This is a genomic window from Psychrobacillus sp. FSL K6-4615 (genome assembly GCF_038008225.1).
In the GTDB taxonomy this organism is placed as follows: Bacteria; Bacillota; Bacilli; order Bacillales_A; family Planococcaceae; genus Psychrobacillus; species Psychrobacillus psychrotolerans.
Genome location: NZ_JBBOYQ010000001.1, coordinates 2928460 through 2946007, shown reverse-complemented (window position 1 = coordinate 2946007; position 17548 = coordinate 2928460). Strand labels below are relative to the sequence as shown.

Annotated in this window: 16 protein-coding genes and 1 riboswitch; of the genes, 12 read left to right on the top strand and 4 right to left on the bottom strand. The window is 36.3% G+C overall.

What is annotated here, in order from left to right; all coding sequences use genetic code 11:
• Positions 1 to 122: 122 nt before the first annotated feature.
• The 6 genes from MKX53_RS14805 to MKX53_RS14780 all read left to right on the top strand — a co-directional run bounded on the left by MKX53_RS14805 (position 123) and on the right by MKX53_RS14780 (position 4931).
• Complete coding sequence (locus tag MKX53_RS14805; protein WP_340763457.1) at positions 123 to 962, top strand: phosphate ABC transporter substrate-binding protein; 840 nt, start codon at positions 123 to 125, stop codon at positions 960 to 962.
• Between the two features lie 60 nt (positions 963 to 1022).
• On the top strand, positions 1023 to 1937 hold the full coding sequence (gene pstC / locus MKX53_RS14800; RefSeq protein WP_340912207.1) for a phosphate ABC transporter permease subunit PstC: 915 nt from the start codon (positions 1023 to 1025) through the stop codon (positions 1935 to 1937).
• Position 1938: 1 nt separating this feature from the next.
• A complete protein-coding gene (pstA, locus tag MKX53_RS14795; RefSeq protein WP_093538084.1) occupies positions 1939 to 2766 on the top strand; it encodes a phosphate ABC transporter permease PstA in 828 nt (275 codons plus the stop codon).
• Between the two features lie 77 nt (positions 2767 to 2843).
• Positions 2844 to 3611, top strand: a complete 768-nt coding sequence (gene pstB / locus MKX53_RS14790; RefSeq protein WP_340770194.1) for a phosphate ABC transporter ATP-binding protein PstB — start codon at positions 2844 to 2846, stop codon at positions 3609 to 3611.
• 13 nt (positions 3612 to 3624) lie between these two features.
• Positions 3625 to 4284 carry a phosphate signaling complex protein PhoU gene (phoU, locus tag MKX53_RS14785; RefSeq protein WP_340763452.1) on the top strand — a complete coding sequence of 220 codons (660 nt, stop codon included), beginning with the start codon at positions 3625 to 3627 and terminating at the stop codon, positions 4282 to 4284.
• A gap of 134 nt (positions 4285 to 4418) precedes the next feature.
• Entirely contained in the window at positions 4419 to 4931 is a 513-nt protein-coding gene (locus MKX53_RS14780; protein ID WP_340912204.1) for a YehS family protein, read from the top strand.
• Positions 4932 to 4972: 41 nt separating this feature from the next.
• Here MKX53_RS14780 and dapA read toward each other — a convergent pair whose 3' ends face one another.
• Positions 4973 to 5860, bottom strand: coding sequence for a 4-hydroxy-tetrahydrodipicolinate synthase (gene dapA, locus MKX53_RS14775; protein ID WP_340912202.1), 888 nt, complete (start codon positions 5858 to 5860; stop codon positions 4973 to 4975).
• Positions 5861 to 6093: 233 nt separating this feature from the next.
• A riboswitch (Lysine riboswitch) is annotated at positions 6094 to 6273 on the bottom strand.
• 310 nt (positions 6274 to 6583) lie between these two features.
• Here dapA and MKX53_RS14770 point away from each other — a divergent pair.
• Both MKX53_RS14770 and MKX53_RS14765 read left to right on the top strand, forming a co-directional pair.
• The gene (locus MKX53_RS14770) at positions 6584 to 7771 is read left to right on the top strand and encodes a DHH family phosphoesterase (protein ID WP_340912200.1); all 1188 of its coding nucleotides are present in this window, start codon (positions 6584 to 6586) and stop codon (positions 7769 to 7771) included.
• A 232-nt stretch (positions 7772 to 8003) separates the two neighbouring features.
• On the top strand, positions 8004 to 9068 hold the full coding sequence (locus tag MKX53_RS14765; RefSeq protein ID WP_340912199.1) for an LLM class flavin-dependent oxidoreductase: 1065 nt from the start codon (positions 8004 to 8006) through the stop codon (positions 9066 to 9068).
• 114 nt (positions 9069 to 9182) lie between these two features.
• Here the strand turns inward: MKX53_RS14765 and MKX53_RS14760 are convergent, their stop codons facing one another.
• Together MKX53_RS14760 and MKX53_RS14755 are read right to left on the bottom strand one after the other, a co-directional pair.
• Complete coding sequence (locus MKX53_RS14760; protein ID WP_340912197.1) at positions 9183 to 10343, bottom strand: ABC transporter permease; 1161 nt, start codon at positions 10341 to 10343, stop codon at positions 9183 to 9185.
• Positions 10336 to 11085, bottom strand: coding sequence for an ATP-binding cassette domain-containing protein (locus tag MKX53_RS14755; RefSeq protein WP_340912194.1), 750 nt, complete (start codon positions 11083 to 11085; stop codon positions 10336 to 10338). The genes MKX53_RS14760 and MKX53_RS14755 overlap by 8 nt, the downstream gene beginning before the upstream one ends.
• 168 nt (positions 11086 to 11253) lie before the next feature.
• On the opposite strand from MKX53_RS14755, the gene MKX53_RS14750 reads away from it, so the two are divergent.
• The 3 genes from MKX53_RS14750 (at position 11254) to MKX53_RS14740 (ending at position 15566) form a co-directional block, all read left to right on the top strand.
• A complete protein-coding gene (locus MKX53_RS14750; protein ID WP_340912193.1) occupies positions 11254 to 11952 on the top strand; it encodes a LytR/AlgR family response regulator transcription factor in 699 nt (232 codons plus the stop codon).
• Between the two features lie 10 nt (positions 11953 to 11962).
• A complete protein-coding gene (locus MKX53_RS14745) occupies positions 11963 to 12889 on the top strand; it encodes a sensor histidine kinase (RefSeq protein ID WP_340912192.1) in 927 nt (308 codons plus the stop codon).
• 304 nt (positions 12890 to 13193) lie between these two features.
• The gene (locus tag MKX53_RS14740; protein ID WP_340912190.1) at positions 13194 to 15566 is read left to right on the top strand and encodes a polyprenyl synthetase family protein; all 2373 of its coding nucleotides are present in this window, start codon (positions 13194 to 13196) and stop codon (positions 15564 to 15566) included.
• A 547-nt stretch (positions 15567 to 16113) separates the two neighbouring features.
• On the opposite strand, the gene MKX53_RS14735 is transcribed toward MKX53_RS14740, so the two are convergent.
• The gene (locus tag MKX53_RS14735) at positions 16114 to 16608 is read right to left on the bottom strand and encodes a L,D-transpeptidase family protein (RefSeq protein WP_093538197.1); all 495 of its coding nucleotides are present in this window, start codon (positions 16606 to 16608) and stop codon (positions 16114 to 16116) included.
• 173 nt (positions 16609 to 16781) lie between these two features.
• Between MKX53_RS14735 and MKX53_RS14730 the strand changes: the two genes are divergently transcribed.
• Entirely contained in the window at positions 16782 to 17474 is a 693-nt protein-coding gene (locus MKX53_RS14730; protein ID WP_340912189.1) for a hypothetical protein, read from the top strand.
• Positions 17475 to 17548 lie beyond the last annotated feature (74 nt).

Sequence of the window (17548 nt, the reverse complement as noted above, 5' to 3'; positions counted from 1 at the left end):
TTTTAATTAAATTTACAAAAGCTTTACAATTGTAGTATTAAAAATTTACACTCTGCCTTTATTCTATAATTAGACAAAATACGTCATAGAACAGACATAACTTATTTTCTTGGAGGTAAGAAATGATTAGCTTGAATAAAGTGAAAATAGGATTGTTACTGCTGTCTATACTTACTGTATTAACAGCATGTTCAAACAATAACAAGGATACTACAGAGTCAAGTGGTAATAATGCAACAGTATCTATTTCCGGATCTACTTCCGTAGGACCTCTAGCTGAAAAATTAGCAGCAAAATATACAGAGAAAGACAACACGAATATCGAGATAAATCAAATTGGTTCCTCAGCGGGAATTACAAACGCTATTAGTGGGGTGTCGGAGATAGGAATGTCTTCGCGTGATTTAAAAGAAGAAGAAGTTGCAAGTGGATTGAATGAAGTAATTATTGCTTATGATGGAATTGTAGTAGTAACTCATCCAAGTAATAAAGTAAAAGATTTAACGATGGAGCAGGTTAAACAGATTTTTACTGGGGAAATAACAAACTGGAGTGAACTCGGTGGGGATGACTTAGAAATTGTAGTGGTTTCTCGCGAGGACGGATCAGGTTCACGTGATGCCTTTCAAGAAATAGTAGAATATAGCTCTGGAGAGTTAATCAGAAACTCGATCATTGCAAGTGGTAATGGAAATATTAAAACAACAGTTGCTAACAATAAACATGCAGTTGGTTTTATCTCTTTTGAATATATTGATGAGAACATTTCAACAATTGACATTAATGGTGTAGAAGCTACAGCAGAAAATGTTTTACAAAAAAAATACAGCTTGTCTAGGCCATTCTTGTTTGTCTATAAAGAAGGACAATTAACTGAGGCGGGACAGCAATTTATAGATTTTATACTAAGTGAAGAAGGACAACTCATTGCAGCAGAAGCAGGAGCTATCCCTATAAAGTAGATATAGATGAATTAGGAAGACAACAACATAAACTTTTGACTTACTTTTGGAGGAATAAGAGTGTCTATCCCAACAACTAACAAGCAGTCCGTCGAAATCGGCAAAGCAAACAAGAGAAAGTATATGTTAGAGAAGGTGTCCCAAAGACTATTCTTAATTTGTGCACTTCTCTCCGTAATCACTTTATTGTTAATCATTGGATTTGTATTTTATAAAGGTGCCCATCCATTTGTAGCGGAGGGCTATAGCTTTATAGATTTTATATTTGGTAGTGATTGGGTACCGAGTGAAGATAAATTCGGTATATTCCCAATGATTGTTGCATCTATTTTTGCGACAATTGGAGCTTTAATCATTGGAGTTCCTATTGGTCTATTTACAGCTATTTTCTTAGCTGAAATTGCCTCAGAACGATTAGCAAAGATTATTTCACCAGCAGTACAATTGCTAGCAGGTATTCCATCAGTGTTATATGGTGTGTTTGGACTTGCTATCATTGTTCCATTTTTACAAAATACTTTCGGTTTAGTGAAAGGGCAAAGCCTAATCGCAGTTATTCTAGTGCTAGCAATCATGATGTTACCAACCATTGTAACGGTTGCTGAAACTGCCATTCGTGCAGTGCCGCAAACATATCGTGAAGGATCACTAGCTCTCGGGGTATCGCAAATTGGGACAATTTTTAAAGTTATTGTACCAGCAGCAAAATCTGGTATTATGACTGCCATTGTATTAGGTCTTGGTCGTGCAATTGGAGAAACAATGGCAGTTATCTTAGTAGCTGGGAACAGCTTAATCGTGCCAACTAGCTTAACAGATAGTGTGCGTCCATTAACGACAAATATTGCTTTAGAAATGGGTTATGCATTCGGTACTCATCAAGAAATGTTATTTGCTACGGGAATTGTTTTATTCTCGTTTATCTTAATACTAAATTTCGTTTTAGCAAAAATAAGTTCCAAAGGAGGCAACTAAGATGAGACAATTTAAAGATAACTTACTCCGAGGACTTTTGTGGTTATCAGCTTTCTTATCAGTTGCCGTTCTTGTTATGATTGTAGGTTTTATCTTTTATAAGGGAATTGGTTTGATCAGCTTCGACTTTATCTTTGGTGATTATTCTCCAGATGGAGATGGTGGTATTTGGCCAATGATCGTAACGACTATATATACAGTCCTTATCTCGTTAGTCATCGCAACACCTATTGGAATATTGGCAGCCGTTTATCTACAGGAATATGCAAAACAAGGCCGATTAGTAAGACTAATACGATTTGCAACAGAAAGTTTAACAGGAATACCATCTATTATTTACGGTTTGTTTGGAGCGGTGTTCTTTGTTACAACATTAAAATTAGGTATGTCGATATTAGCAGCTTCATTAACTTTAACGATTATTGTATTACCTGTAATTATACGGACAACTGAAGAAGCATTAAAAACAGTTCCAGGTTCGTACCGAGAAGGTTCACTAGCGCTTGGGACAACAAAATTACAAACACTGTATAAAGTAATTTTACCAAGCTCAATGCCAGGTATACTATCTGGTATTATCCTTTCAGTCGGAAGGATTGTTGGTGAGTCAGCTGCTATCTTCTTAACTGCTGGAACCGTGGCAGCTATGCCAGACAGCATTCTATCATCTGCTAGAACCTTAACTGTACATTCGTATCTAGTTACACAAGAATCTGGAGATATTGAACTTGCTGCAGCTGTAGGTATAGTTTTAATCGTAATTATATTAGCAATTAACCTTTCGGCAACATATATTTCGAAAAAATTTAACAGAGCTACAAATAAATAAGAGTATGTTAAGTCCACAGTAATTGAACATGCAGAGCTAATGACCAAATAAATTACGTAGGGAAGGTATTTTAGCATATGGAGCAAAGTAAAGAAGCAACTATAATCAATGTAAGAGATTTAAATTTATTTTATGGCGAGAAACAAGCATTATTTGGAGTCGATCTTGCTATTCAGGAAAAAGAGGTTACAGCTTTAATCGGTCCATCTGGCTGTGGGAAATCTACTTTTTTACGCACACTAAATCGTATGAATGATTTAATCGATGGTGTGAAAATTACAGGAGAAATTGTCATTGATCATGAAGATATTTATAAATCTAATGATGTTATCAAACTCAGAACGAAGGTAGGAATGGTATTTCAAAAACCAAATCTATTTCCTATGAGTATTTATGACAACGTGGCTTACGGACCAAAAATGCAAGGTATTAAAAACAAAAAAGAATTAAATATAATTGTAGAAGAAAGTTTACGTAGTGCAGCAATTTGGGATGAAGTAAAAGATCGTCTTAAAACATCGGCCCTAGGATTGTCAGGTGGTCAGCAACAACGTGTATGTATTGCTCGTGCAATAGCGATGAAACCTGATATTATTTTAATGGACGAGCCTACTTCCGCATTAGATCCGATTTCTACTCTAAAAATAGAAGAACTAATCACCAATATGAAAGAAGATTATACAATTGTTATTGTGACACATAACATGCAACAGGCTGCTAGAATCTCCGATAAAACCGCATTTTTCTTAAATGGAGAAGTAGTAGAATACGATGATACAGATAATATTTTCTCCACCCCACAGGATCAGAGAACAGAAGACTATGTTACAGGTCGATTTGGATAATAGGAGGTTACCAATGGGTATTCGTGTAAACTTTGAAAATAATTTAGAAGAACTAAAGAGTAAGATTATCGAAATGGGTGAACTCTCAGTTGTCGCTCTAGAAAAATCTTTTAAGGCGTTAAAAACACAGGATGTGGAGATTGCTCTAAAAGTAATTGAAGGAGATACAGCGATTGATAATCTTGAAATAGAAGTAAATCAGTTCTCCATATGGATGATAGCGAAAGAATCACCTGTTTCCAGAGATTTACGTGAAATAATTGGTGTCCTTAAAATTTCATCTGAAATTGAACGGGTCGCAGATTTTGCTGTAAATATTGCAAAAGCAACGATTAAAATCGGCAATACTGAATCTTTACTAGATATTACCCATCTAGAAAAGATGAAAGATATATCGATCGAAATGCTTCGAAAAGCATTACAATCATTCTTAGAGGAAAATATCCTGCTTGCTAAAGAAGTGGGAGATTTAGAGGACAATGTAGATCAATATAGTAGAGAGACATATAAAAAACTTACTGCTTATCTAAGTGAACATCCAGAAGAAACAAGTCAGCTTGTACAATTATTATTTGTTAATCGCTTTTTAGAGAGAACAGCAGACCATATTACGAATATCGCTGAAAGCACAGCTTATTTGATAAAAGGTCAAATATATGATTTCAATTCATAGGCAAATGAAATCAAACTGGTGGAGAAAATGAAAAATTTCTCTTCCAGTTTTTTTATACTAGCTCACATTGTGCTATTCTAGTAATGATTAGTTCCGTATGATATCTACTTATGCGGACATTGGGAGGTTTATAAATGGAAAATAATGATATATTAATCAGATTGAGATATGCCCTTGATATAAAGAATAAGGATATGGTAGAGGTATTTAAACTTGGCGGTATGGAAGTAACTAAAGAGGAAGTTCTCAAAATTCTTACCAAAGCAAAAGAGGAAAGTGAAGAGGAAGAAGTAGTAGAGGATGAAAACCACATAAAGTGTAATAATAAAATGTTAGAATCGTTTTTGAATGGACTAATCACACATAAAAGAGGCAAGCAGGATCCAAAACCGGAACAGCCAGCAGATACGGAGCCAGTTGTACAGCAGAAGGATCACGTGAATAATATGCTGTTGAAAAAGCTTAAAGTAGCTCTACAATTAACAACAGAAGATATGCTAGATGTGTTGCATGATGGTGGTATTGTAGTTTCAAAAGGTGAGCTTGGAGCTATTTTACGAAAACCAGGTCATCGTAATTATAAAGAATGCGGAGACAATTTTGCGCGCAAATTCCTTAAAGGCTTAGCGGTTAAATATAGAAGTTAAATTAAAAAAGAGCGAATTCCAGTAGTTGGAATTCGCTCTTTTTAAGACTTTACGCCTTCTGGTAGTGTAGTTAATACTTCCTTTAAAGTAGTAAGCTCCTCAGCATTTAAAGGAACCATAGGTAGGCGAACTCCACCCACGGGAACACCTTTTAAATTCAATGCTGTTTTAACAGGTGTAGGATTTGGGGCTGCAAATAATGCTTTCATGACAGGCAATAGTCTGCGATGATCCATTGCAGCTTCTCTTACATTGCCATTATTGAACTTTGCGATCATTGCTTGCATTTCATTTCCTATAATATGCGAAGCTACGGAAATAACACCCGTTCCACCAATTGATAGTACCGGAATTGTTAAACCGTCATCACCACTATACAGCGAAAAGTCCTCACGAGTATTACTAATAATCTCAGACATAGTGTCCAAATTGCCGCCCGCTTCTTTGATAGCAACGATATTCGGAATCTCAGAAAGTCGGATGACGGTATCTAATGACATGTTGACCACGCTTCGACCTGGAATATTGTATAGCATAATCGGCAATGATGTTGTTGCAGCAATTGTTTGGAAGTGTTGGTACAAGCCTTCTTGAGATGGTTTGTTATAATAAGGAACAACAAGCATAATACCATCGACACCAGCATCAGTAGCCTGTTTTGTTAAATTGATAGAAGCTTTTGTGCTATATGAGCCGGTTCCAGCAATAACCGGCACTCTACCATTCACAACTTCAACTGTAAATTTAAACAGCTGTACTTTTTCTTCATCAGTTAACGTCGGAGACTCTCCGGTTGTTCCAGACACAACCAAACCTTGTGTTCCATTGGAGATTAAGTAATTTATTAAGTTTCTTGTAGCTGGAAAATCTATATCCTCATTATGATCAAAAGGAGTAACCATAGCCGTTAATATTTGTCCGAAATTCATAACTTCTCCACATCCTATAATTTATTATTAAAAATTCAGGGAGAAGGGCTTCATCAATTACACTTCGGTGTAATTGCGTCCAGATTTTGAATTGCGCTAGCGCAATTAACTCCAAAGTCTGTGACATCCACCGGAGGCTTAACTTGATATTTGTTTGGTAGTCAAGTTAAGTAAACGCGAAAAAGCAACAACGAGGGCTCGTTGTTGCAGTAGAAATAGAGTAATATTTCTGTGCGTAAGATAGCCCTCCATATAGTCTCCTATATGACAATTCAGTGTTTGTTCAACAGCTGAACCAGCTTCAAGAAAAATGAGATTCTTTCAACTTCGGCAAATTCCCCTTTCCACAAATGTCCTAGGATCTCATTATCCTCTAATTGTGTACTAATGGTTTTTGCGCCTCTATCCTTACTTCAAATATAATTGAAATAAGAGAATATTTAATTATTAAAATAATACATGACTTTTAATACTATTGCAACAGTTTACCTGTAAAATAAATATTAAGTAGTAAAATCCGTCAAAGTTGATCTTCACTCCAGGTGGACGCTTTCCGCGGATATGGCTTCACTCCTCGTCACTGGAGTCGCCACCTTGCGCTACAATCAACGGAGTCCAATTTTATATTGATAAAAGTAATTTGAAGTTGACCCAAATAACTTTTAAATTAGTTTATTAATAAGTTTCGTATGTAAAAACCATACTATATAAGAGGTGAAGAGAATGTATAAATTATTGTCCCATAATGATTTAGATGGTGTCGGATGTGGTATTTTAGCAAAGCTAGCATTTGGTGAGAATGTAAAGGTGCGCTATAATTCGATTTCATCTCTTAATCGGGAGATTGAATATTTTTTAGAAAATGATGAACCTGATACATTTTTATTCGTAACGGATTTGACGCCGAACGGGGATAATGAAAAAAAATTAAATGATTTTTACAATGCAAATGGGAAGGTACAACTAATCGATCATCATAAATCAGCGTTGCACTTTAATGATTATGAATGGGGATATATTTTAGTGGAAGATCAGGAAGGCAAATTAACTTCTGCCACATCCTTATTATATGAGTACCTTGTATCCAACAAATTATTGGAACCAACTGCTGCAGTAACAGAATTTGTAGAATTAGTTAGACAGTATGATACATGGGAATGGGAAAAGAACGGGAATCATCAGGCACATTCCCTAAACTCATTGTTCTATTTAATATCGATGGAAGAATTTGAAGAAAAAATAATGGAACGACTTCGTACGAGTGACCATTTTGATTTTGATGAATTTGAAAAGAAAATATTGAAAATGGAATCCGAGAAGATTGATCGCTATATTCGTCGCAAGAAAAGAGAGATTGTACAGGCAAAAGTGGGAGACCATATTGCTGGGGTGGTCTATGCAGAAACGTATCATTCGGAGTTAGGTAATGAACTTGGCAAAGAGTTTCCACATCTCGATTACATCGCAATTGTAATCATGGGAGGAAAAAGAATTTCTCTTCGTACAATTTATGATCATGTCGATGTTTCTGAAGTTGCTGGACAGTTCGGCGGCGGAGGACATCAAAAAGCATCAGGATGTACTTTAACGGAGGAAGCATATAAGTTATTTGTTTTGGACACTTTCCATCTGTCCTCAATACCAGAAGATGCAAAAAGAAATCAGTATAATTTGAAACAATCGGCTTTCGGTTCGTTTTATAAAAATAGAAATAATGACACGTTCATCTTATATTCTAAAAATGATCAAGATTGGATTCTCGAAAAAAATAAAATCGAATTAGAACAAACCTTTACAAGCTTTGAAGATGGCGAACGTTTCTTAAAGAGAAACTATGAGGCAGCTTTAGTAAGGGATGATCTGTTTGTCGATTATTTAATGAGTGAAGTGAAGAAGAGAGAGGATGCTTGAGGACAAGGGTTACTGAGTATTACTGGCGTTCACTCTATTGAATACTAGCAGATGGTTCCTTACATACTCTCTCTCGAGTTATTTTTACCCGTGAAACAGAATATCTTTCCAAAATCCTCTTTCTCCAATGAAACTGATAAATTGAATATAAATAGGATAATAAGGTATCATTAAGGCCGAAAGCATCCTTATATAAACAATTGAACGCAATAATGATTGGGGGAAAAATTAAGTGGAAATTGGTATAACAACGTTTGTGGAAACCACTCCAGATGTAAAAACTGGAAAAGTAATTAGCCATGCGGAGCGTATTCGTGAGGTTGTGGAAGAAATAGTATTAGCAGATGAAGTTGGGCTAGATGTATTCGGTGTAGGAGAACATCATCGCAAGGATTACGCGGCTTCCGCGCCCGCTGTTCTTCTGGCTGCAGCTGCGTCACGGACGAAGAATATAAGACTAACTAGTGCTGTAACAGTACTTTCATCGGATGATCCAGTACGAGTATTTGAGGAATTTTCTACATTAGACGCTATTTCCAATGGTCGAGCAGAGATCATGGCAGGGCGCGGTTCCTTTATCGAATCTTTCCCACTCTTTGGATATGATTTAAAGGATTATGATGAATTGTATGAAGAAAAGTTAGATTTACTCTTAAAAATACGTGAGTCTGAAATGGTTTCATGGAGTGGTAAGCATCGAGCTGCGATTCAGAATCGTGGGGTTTATCCACGTCCCGTACAAGACCCACTTCCCGTTTGGATTGCGAGCGGTGGAACACCGCAATCTGTTGCTCGAGCTGGATTCCTTGGATTGCCACTAGTGTTGGCAATTATCGGAGGTAGCCCACTCCAGTTTGAGCCACTTGTGAAACTGTATAAGAAAGCCGCGACTCAAGCAGGACATGATTTATCGAAGTTAACGGTTGCATCGCACTCGCACGGGTTTGTGGCAGAATCTACGGATATTGCAGTAGAAAAATTTTTCGCACCAACACAGCAAGCAATGAACGTTATAGGAAGAGAGCGCGGATGGGGTCCGTATACTCGTTCGACATTCGATGATGCACGTAGCTTGGAAGGTGCTTTATACGTTGGAGATGTGAAGACAGTAGCTGAAAAGATTATTTTCTTACGTAAAAATGTGGGTATTACTCGCTTTATGCTGCATGTACCAGTTGGATCAATGCCTCATGAAGACGTGATGAAAGCAATTGAACTACTTGGCAAAGAAGTGGCACCAATTGTTCGTGCAGAAATAGATAGATGGGAATCAGCTGGTGAAGTTGAAAGTAATTAAGACAATTTTCTATAGAGTGTAGAAAGTAACCCCCAAAAAGTACAATAGCACCATGAACTGTGAGCCGAATGAGCTGCAGTTCATGGTGCTTTTTTTGAAGACGGTAATAAGTTGTCAGTTAGATAAAATCCAACGGTCTTTCATAAATAGCACACGCCCGATAAAGAAAATAATAATTGCTAATAGAATATTACTGCTTAGTGTCAGTAAAATATGTTCTACATTCAACACACCAAAAAATAACTCTTTGAAGATTGTAAATAAATTCATTAGGGGCACTACAAAATGTATAGTTGATAATTCATTTAACCCTAAACTTGACGTAAGTAACGCTGGCAACATAACAATCATTGTCACTGGTGTTCCATAACTTTGAGATTCTTTTACCGTTTTCGCTAAAATACTTGTTACCATTAGGGCAGATGCCATAAGTGCAGCAAAGGCTATTATTACTAATAGTGCTACCACTGCTATCCATATTGCTTCATTGTTTTCAAATGCCAAACCTTCCTTTAATTTCTCAGTAAAGAATATAATCTCCACTGTGACAATGAGCAAGGTAATGATGCCTGTCAAACTTGCTATAATCACCATGGTTATCCATTTTCCTAATAATAGAGCACTACGGTTCACTGGAGTCATCAATAAAGCTTCCATTGTCCGACGTTCTTTTTCACCAGCGACTAAATCCGAAGCTGATGGGCCAACTCCTATACCTACTGCAACCGATAACATTAACGGAACTAAGAATGCAATTAACATCATAGATGAATCACCTTCCACCGTTTGAACTTGTTGAATTGTAAAGGGTGTTAATAGTTCACTATCTAATTTATTTTGTTGTAAACGTTCCGCAACAATTTGTTGATTATATTGTCCAAATGCAGACTCAATATAACTAGCTGCAAGCGCGCTTTTTTGACTGTATAAATCACCAAGTACTTGAATAGTTGGTGTATTCTCGGTTGTTATTTGTTGTTCAAAGTCAGATGGAATTATTACTCCAGCTATTGCATCGCCATTCGCAATAGTTTCTTCCACATTTGCAACACCTGTCACTTCCATATTGTCATAAGAAGTGAGTAATTGCTTTGCGAATTCAAGTTGCTCTTCATTTACGACAATCCCGTAAGTTTCATCTTCATCACTAGCTAATAAATTTTCATAGAAGAACACAAGTGCACTCATGAGTACCAATGGAAGCAATACTGTAAGAAGTAAAGTTCTACGATCTCGAAAACTATCTTTCAATTCTTTTTTTAAAATATTAAGCATCCTTTTGTCCTCCTCGCACTAACTTACTCATAAAGATATAGTTTAAGTCCTGGTTATTTTCTTCTCTATAAAGTTCTTCAAGAGTTCCTTCATATACTAATTCACCTTTATGAATCATTGCCACTCGATCGCAAAGCGTGGTTATTTCTTCTACATAATGACTAGAGAATATAATCGTTTTGCCTTCCCCTTTTAGCTGATGAACGAGTTGGCGAAATACACTCGAAGATGTAATATCAAGACCTGTAGTCGGTTCATCAAAAAGAATAATATCGGGATCATGCAGAATCGTTCGTGCAATGGCTACTTTTTGTCGCATTCCTTTCGAAAAACTACCTACTCTACGATCTAAGTAGTCGCGCATACCAAAAGTTTTTGCTAGCTTTTCAATACGCACTTTTGTCTCATGTGCGCCTAAGCCATACAAGGAGGCAAAGTATTCTAGGTTCTCTCTTGCTGTTAGACGATCGTACAAACCTGTCTCACTTCCGAATAATACTCCGAGTCTTTTTTTTACTTCATCAGATTCTTTCACTGTATCAAAGCCATCAACTTGAATTTCACCACTCGAGGGTTGAATGAGTGTAGCGATTGAACGGAGTAAAGTTGTTTTCCCAGCTCCATTTTCACCAAGTAGTCCGAGAACTTCACCTTCTTCAATTTTTAAAGAAACATGCTTTAAAGCTGTTACGTACTTCTTTTTTTCAGAGAACTGCTTTGTTACTTCTTGTATATGGATCATATTTTTCACCTCTGTTATTTATTGTCTTTATCTTACTAAGGAAAGCAGTGGCTGTCTGCGAAGATGTCGCGAAAGAGCCATTTGAGGTCGCCAAACGGGTAAAACAAAGTAACTTATGCCAGAAAATTCATTTTAGTGTAAAATTAATAAGGTATAAGGGGAGATAATATGAGAGTAGGACTAGTTGATGACAGACAAATAGATTTAGATAAATTACAAGGGATTATCGCAATGATTGAAAAGGTTGAGATAGTTTTTGCGACAACTTCTGCGACAACAGCTTATGAAGAAATCAAAAAGCAATCCGTTGATTTACTTATTGCTGATATTGAGATGCCAGACCTCACAGGCTATGAACTAGCTGACATTATCCATTCACATGCACTTAATATCTCTGTTATTTTTGTAACAGCGAATAGTGGTTATGCTGTACATGCTTTTGAAATTAATGTACACGACTACATTATGAAGCCATATACAAAAGATCGCCTCATCCAATCAATTGAACGTTTAATGATGAAACAGTATAAATCGGAAATGACTGGGCGTCTATATATTAAACAAAAAAATGATATTCATATTATTCAAAAACAAGATATTATTTTCATCGAACGTACGGGACGTTCAACAATGATTCATACAAGAAATGGTCAGGTCAAAACCTATCAAACTCTAAATGAATTAGAAGGTGAATTAAGGGAGCGTTCATTTTTAAGATCTCATCGTTCCTTTATTATTAATATTCTTTTTATTATGAACTTCTCCTTATATGCAAAAAATTCCTACCTTGTTTCCTTTGAGAATATAGAAGAAAAGGCAATGATTACTAAGGAAAATATTGGAATACTTCAACGAAATTATTTCTGAGGTGAGATTTATGGGAAGACGCTTTTTATATAGTGCTTTGTGCATATTACATATGATTTTATTTTTACAAGCAGTATCATCATTCTGGATAGCAGGACTAATAGGGCTTATCATCAGCATCTATACTTATAAATACGTAATACTGGATGAAACCTGGAGTATTCAACTATTATTAATTGGCGTGTATATATTTAGTGAACCTTCGTTAGCATATATTTGTGTATTATGCAGTAGTACCGCGTTATTTCTATACAGCGTGAAAGATAGTAAAACAAAGAACATGATTAGTGAAAAAATAGCTGCAACGGATGTTCAACAAGACAAATTCAACCAAACTTTCCAAACTCTTAGAAATGAAAGACATGACTATTTAAAGCATATAACAGCTATTCATTATTTGCTGGAAAAGCAAACATCGAAAGAGGTAAAGGAATATATGGAAGTATTAATTGATGGATATGAGGAAACAAACTTATCTATTAAAGGAGAGCATGGTGCAGTGGCCGCTATATTACACAGCATTTATAAACGTGCTCACGATGCCAATATAACTCTCAACTATCACTTCGATCTACCCTGTTCTAAATTGCCTTTGCCTACTCCTAAAGTGGTTGCATTGGTAGGTAACATTTTGGAAAATGCTTTAGATGCGTGTGAGGAATGGCAACAACAAAGTGGCATGCAAGGCTATATTGAAATGACTTTGCAAAAACGAAGTGGTCTTTACATATTAACTTGTAAGAATAGTACGTTACCACTCTCTCCACATATTGCAGATCAATTATTTCAAACGGTGGGCATAACAACTAAATCTTCCCATGATGGACTTGGTACTTCTATTATTCAAAATATTATTAAAGAACAACAAGGATATTTAGATTTTTTAAATGAAAAGGAAACTTTTACATTAACCTGTAAAATTCCAAGTATTCAATAGTAGAAGATGGACAGTTTAATGCCATAAGATGAACGGAAAAGGAGGGGTGGTCGTGACATGAGTCATGACCACCCCTCCAAAATTAGCCAGAAAATAATATAGCTTAAAGCAGCCGCCCAAGGCATTCGATAACATTTGAAACAGGTTTTTCTTATTTTTCGATTATGAAGCAGCGGTTTGACTCATAGAAATAGAAAGAGGAATAATTCTGTAGCTTAAAGTAAATCATCCATACGTTGAATGTTATAATTATAATAGTAATTGGAGTGGAATTTATAAATAAGAAGTGAAGGTGAGTAATGATATGAACAAAGAATTAATCATTAATACCGATGCTTGTTACAAGCAGGCAGAAGAGAAGGCCAATCATTATTTTCAATCACTTTATACGCAGGTTCAACAGAAGACATATGTGAAAGTTCTTACAGAAGATATACATTTGTGGAAACATAATCATATACGACACCATTCAATACTTTCTCTGTTTTCCAGGGGGAAAGGAAAAGCTAATGCGAGTGGATATCACAGTTATATAAAGTGGCTAAATTATACAGGGAAATTAGATAATTATCTGAATCGAAGTATTTCATATATATTTATGAGAGATTTAGGAAAAGCGTTGAATTCTCCAGAAACGGAAAGTCGAATCCGAAATGTAGTGGAAAGTTTGAAAACTCATCTTATCTCTTCCGCAACAGATCGAGAGAATGATAGTGAAATGTTCAATATGACTGCCTTGTATCGCCTGGCTCAGAAAGAAGGCGTGGAATCGACTTTCATCTGGCTGATCAATAAGTTAAAAAATGTATCCGCTAGTATTCCTACAGGGATGGAGGCTGAGCATGCCCAACGAAAACTTATTAAAATCATTGCAGGGGTAATCATGCAAGAAATAGAAGAAATGAATGGGGATGTTTCTCCAGAAGAGCGAAAGTATAGGCTTGATAAAGCGATAAGGCTAGGGTTTTCCTATGGACTTACGTATCCATTTATTGACGATCTTCTAGATGCTAAAATTCTAACAGTAGACGAAGAAAAACAATATGCTAATCTGATACGCACTACCCTTACTACGGGAATAGTTCCCGAACTAGGTGATTGGAAAGGGGAAAATGCGGAACTGATTGGTTATATTCACTCAGAACTTAGTGAAGCATTTGAATATATTAAGGAACATCAGCGACCAGAGACAAGAAATAACTTTTTCGAGCAATCTTATGTGTTTTTCAACTCTCAAGAAGTGGATCGCAAATATGATTTGGCTTATCCAGAATATACGAATGAGGAGCTTTATATACCAGTCATTCTAAAATCTGCATCTTCTCGATTGATTGTTCGTTCTGTAATTGGTGCTTCTGAGGATGAAGGTTTTGACACTCGAACATTTTTTTACGGAATCTACAATCAACTTGCGGATGATTTTGCAGATATGTTTGATGATATGGAGGAAGGGGCGGTAACTCCCTACACATATTACTTGAAGTATCACGATAAACGGCCAGATCTCATAAATCCATTTGAAATGTACTGGACAGTAATCTCTAATTTGATTCATCATGTTTATGATTCGGATCAAATGACGCGTGAAGTTATTTTAGACCGAGCTATCAACGGTCTTAAAAGATTTAAGGAGCGGGTAGGTTCCGGAAAATATAAGGAGATAATGAACCTTTTTGCTTCTGGAAACCCTACTTTCAATAAACTAATCCAAGAGATGGTTCGAAAAGCAGATGATGTAGATTTCTTCGATAAGCTGCTGCGTGACCATATGATTACAAGCTTGAAAAATAATAGACAGGGACAGGAAGAATTTATAGAAAACGCCAAAACTGTCCGGAATCAGATTAACGAAGTTCTAGATCTCTCAAAACCTGATAAGTCGCCTGATTCCATTATAGATGCTGCGAATTACAGTCTACAAGGTGATGGAAAACGTTTAAGACCAATAGTCACTTGGTTTATGGGAGTCAATGCATATGGGTTAAAAAGCTCAGAGCTAGAACCACTTTTAAAATCATTAGAGTATATGCATACAGCTTCTCTCATTTTTGACGATCTTCCATCTCAAGATAATGCTTCACTCCGCAGAGGTCGGCCTACCCTCCATGAGGTTTATAATGTTTCCATCGCAGAGTTAACAGGACTTTTCTTGACTCAGAAAGCTATTTGGGAGCAAACGACATTGGATCAGTTCGATTCGAAAGCTGTGTTGAAACTCATCCAGTATTCTGCCCAAGTGACGGCCGATATGTGTAGAGGTCAGGCAATGGACTTAAATTCAAAAGGCGAACAATTATCTTTGGACCAATTAAATAACATGTGCTTCTACAAAACAGGACTTGGATTTGAAGCATCTATTCTAATGCCTGCAATCCTTGCCAATACTAGCGAATTAGAAATTGAAGCATTGAAAAAGTTTGCACGCCATGCAGGTATTGCATTTCAGATTAAAGATGACCTCCTTGATGTAGAAGGAGATACAGCTTTGTTAGGGAAAACCGTTGGGAAGGATTCCGAAAATAACAGCTCTACTTTCGTTTCTATATTAGGGGTTGAAGATGCCAAAAAAGAGATGTGGGAAAATTACTGTGTTGCGATGGAATCATTACATGACGTGCCACGAGATACAACTTTTTTGAAGCACTTTTTGGATTATATTATTAATCGAGACAAGTAGACATAGCTTTAGAGACTACCATTAAGTTTTTATTTTCAAGACTTAATGGTAATCTCTTTTTATTTTGAATAAAGTACTTAAAAATGTCTGGTGAACACTGAGATTGCGGGACTTGAAGAATAACACAGCTGATTTTTGCTTCAGATGGACGCTTGCTGGGATTAAGCAAAGCCTCTAACTTAGAGATAAGATTAGTCAAAGTTAAAGGAGGGATAAAACCGTCTGCCCGATAACGAATACTATTTAATAATGAAAGAAGGAGTATATTTTCTTTTTTTTGAGTCTATTTTATCATTAATTATTTTAGGATAATACACCTGTATTTATGTGGTTTTATCTTCATTTATATAAAGTGGATCTAGTTGATTGGAGCGCAGAGCGGCGACTCCAGTGGGAACAGCACGAGCTGAAGACCCTGGACTGAGCGTAAGCGAAGGAAGCGGCTGAAGCCGTGCCCACGGAAAGCGTCCGCTCGGAGCGGAAATCAACTGCATACTTACCAACGTTTCTTTTTTAGAGGACCTGGCGTCTCTTTAACCAGTTTGTCTTATGGCCTTATTGAAACGGGAGTACCGATCGGAATTATACGTGCTAATTCTTCTACATCTTTATTGTTCATACGGATACAACCACGTGATACTGCTCTGCCAATCGAACTGGGATCGTTAGTACCGTGAATCCCATAATGTTCTTTCGATAAACTCATCCACATGGTGCCGAAAGGTCCTCCCGGATTAGGTGCTTTGTTTATAATGATAAAATCTCCAACAGGTGTATTGAATAACATTCTTCCTACCGCAATAGGATACTCTTTTTGTAAAAGCCCATCTTTAAACAACCGTAGTCGCCGATTGTTTATGGAAACCTCGATCTGATATGGCAGTGAGTTAGGATCTGGAAAACCTGGTATCACAATGGATTGACCTATATAAAGTATATTTGGGTTTATAGATGGGTTAGCGCTAATGATGTTGGATAGGGGTGTACGATAGTCTCGAGCTATTTGACTCAGTGTTTCCCCTTGTTGAACAGTATGAATCAGCATAAACACCTCCGCTTTAATGAAATAATATATTATATGCTAAATGATTGAAGTTGGTAATTTATTTTCGTCTATTTCGGTGATTGGAAGTAGACAATTTCAAAGACTTAAGTATAAGGACATAGTTTCACGAATAGAATCTCTTATAACAGAATTCTAAAGGTGGAATGAGATTGAAAATACTAGTTATATTTCTATTATTCTTTATTTATTTCGCATTATCACTTTCACTAGAAAGTACAAATGCAATTGGATTGTATCTGGTCATTTCATTGGGATTATTCTTTTGGGGAGTTATAGAATGGAAACTTTTTATAAATAGAAGAAACGCTGAAAGTAGAAGGAGATTAGAGGAACAACTTGCAGAAATTCCCCATACACAGTCTCTGATCTCGAACAATTTGTTAAATGTCATGTTAATAGATGATGTAGGAAACTTTCTTTATATACTTCAAAGAGATTCCATAGAAGAAGATTTTAGTATAGATCCTATTTCCTTTTCTAAAGTATTAGAGGTTGGCTTAGTAGAAGAGGGAGAGGTTATAAACTTATATCCGCGGAAAGGTTTGTTAGGCAGTACACTATTGCATGATCAAGCCGAAATGGAAGAAGATGTTGACGAGGAAGATGAAGAAGAAGATGAGGATGACGTTGAATCTATAGAAGCATTATGTTTGAGAATAGTGGTGGATGATTTGATCAATCCTATTTTAGAATATCCATTTATTGCAGATGACCAATCCTTTGAAATCGATTCGGAAGAATACACAGAAGTAAATACACTTTGTAATGAATGGTATCAAAAAGTATGTATTATTATTAAACGCTATGAACATACCAATGTAGCTGTGAGACTTTGGCAATAAGAGAACAACTGTCGGAAGAAATAATAATATAAAAGGTGTCGAACCAATTAACGGAAAATGACTTAGGCGGCACC

Excerpts from the sequence above, each read along its gene's own strand:
- MKX53_RS14805 (WP_340763457.1), top strand. The coding sequence starts at position 123 with ATGATTAGCTTGAATAAAGTGAAAATAGGATTGTTACTGCTGTCTATA.
- pstA (WP_093538084.1), top strand. The coding sequence starts at position 1,939 with ATGAGACAATTTAAAGATAACTTACTCCGAGGACTTTTGTGGTTATCA.
- pstB (WP_340770194.1), top strand. The coding sequence starts at position 2,844 with ATGGAGCAAAGTAAAGAAGCAACTATAATCAATGTAAGAGATTTAAAT.
- phoU (WP_340763452.1), top strand. The coding sequence starts at position 3,625 with ATGGGTATTCGTGTAAACTTTGAAAATAATTTAGAAGAACTAAAGAGT.
- MKX53_RS14780 (WP_340912204.1), top strand. The coding sequence starts at position 4,419 with ATGGAAAATAATGATATATTAATCAGATTGAGATATGCCCTTGATATA.
- dapA (WP_340912202.1), bottom strand. The coding sequence starts at position 5,860 with ATGAATTTCGGACAAATATTAACGGCTATGGTTACTCCTTTTGATCAT.
- MKX53_RS14770 (WP_340912200.1), top strand. The coding sequence starts at position 6,584 with ATGTATAAATTATTGTCCCATAATGATTTAGATGGTGTCGGATGTGGT.
- MKX53_RS14760 (WP_340912197.1), bottom strand. The coding sequence starts at position 10,343 with ATGCTTAATATTTTAAAAAAAGAATTGAAAGATAGTTTTCGAGATCGT.
- MKX53_RS14755 (WP_340912194.1), bottom strand. The coding sequence starts at position 11,085 with ATGATCCATATACAAGAAGTAACAAAGCAGTTCTCTGAAAAAAAGAAG.
- MKX53_RS14750 (WP_340912193.1), top strand. The coding sequence starts at position 11,254 with ATGAGAGTAGGACTAGTTGATGACAGACAAATAGATTTAGATAAATTA.
- MKX53_RS14745 (WP_340912192.1), top strand. The coding sequence starts at position 11,963 with ATGGGAAGACGCTTTTTATATAGTGCTTTGTGCATATTACATATGATT.
- MKX53_RS14740 (WP_340912190.1), top strand. The coding sequence starts at position 13,194 with ATGAACAAAGAATTAATCATTAATACCGATGCTTGTTACAAGCAGGCA.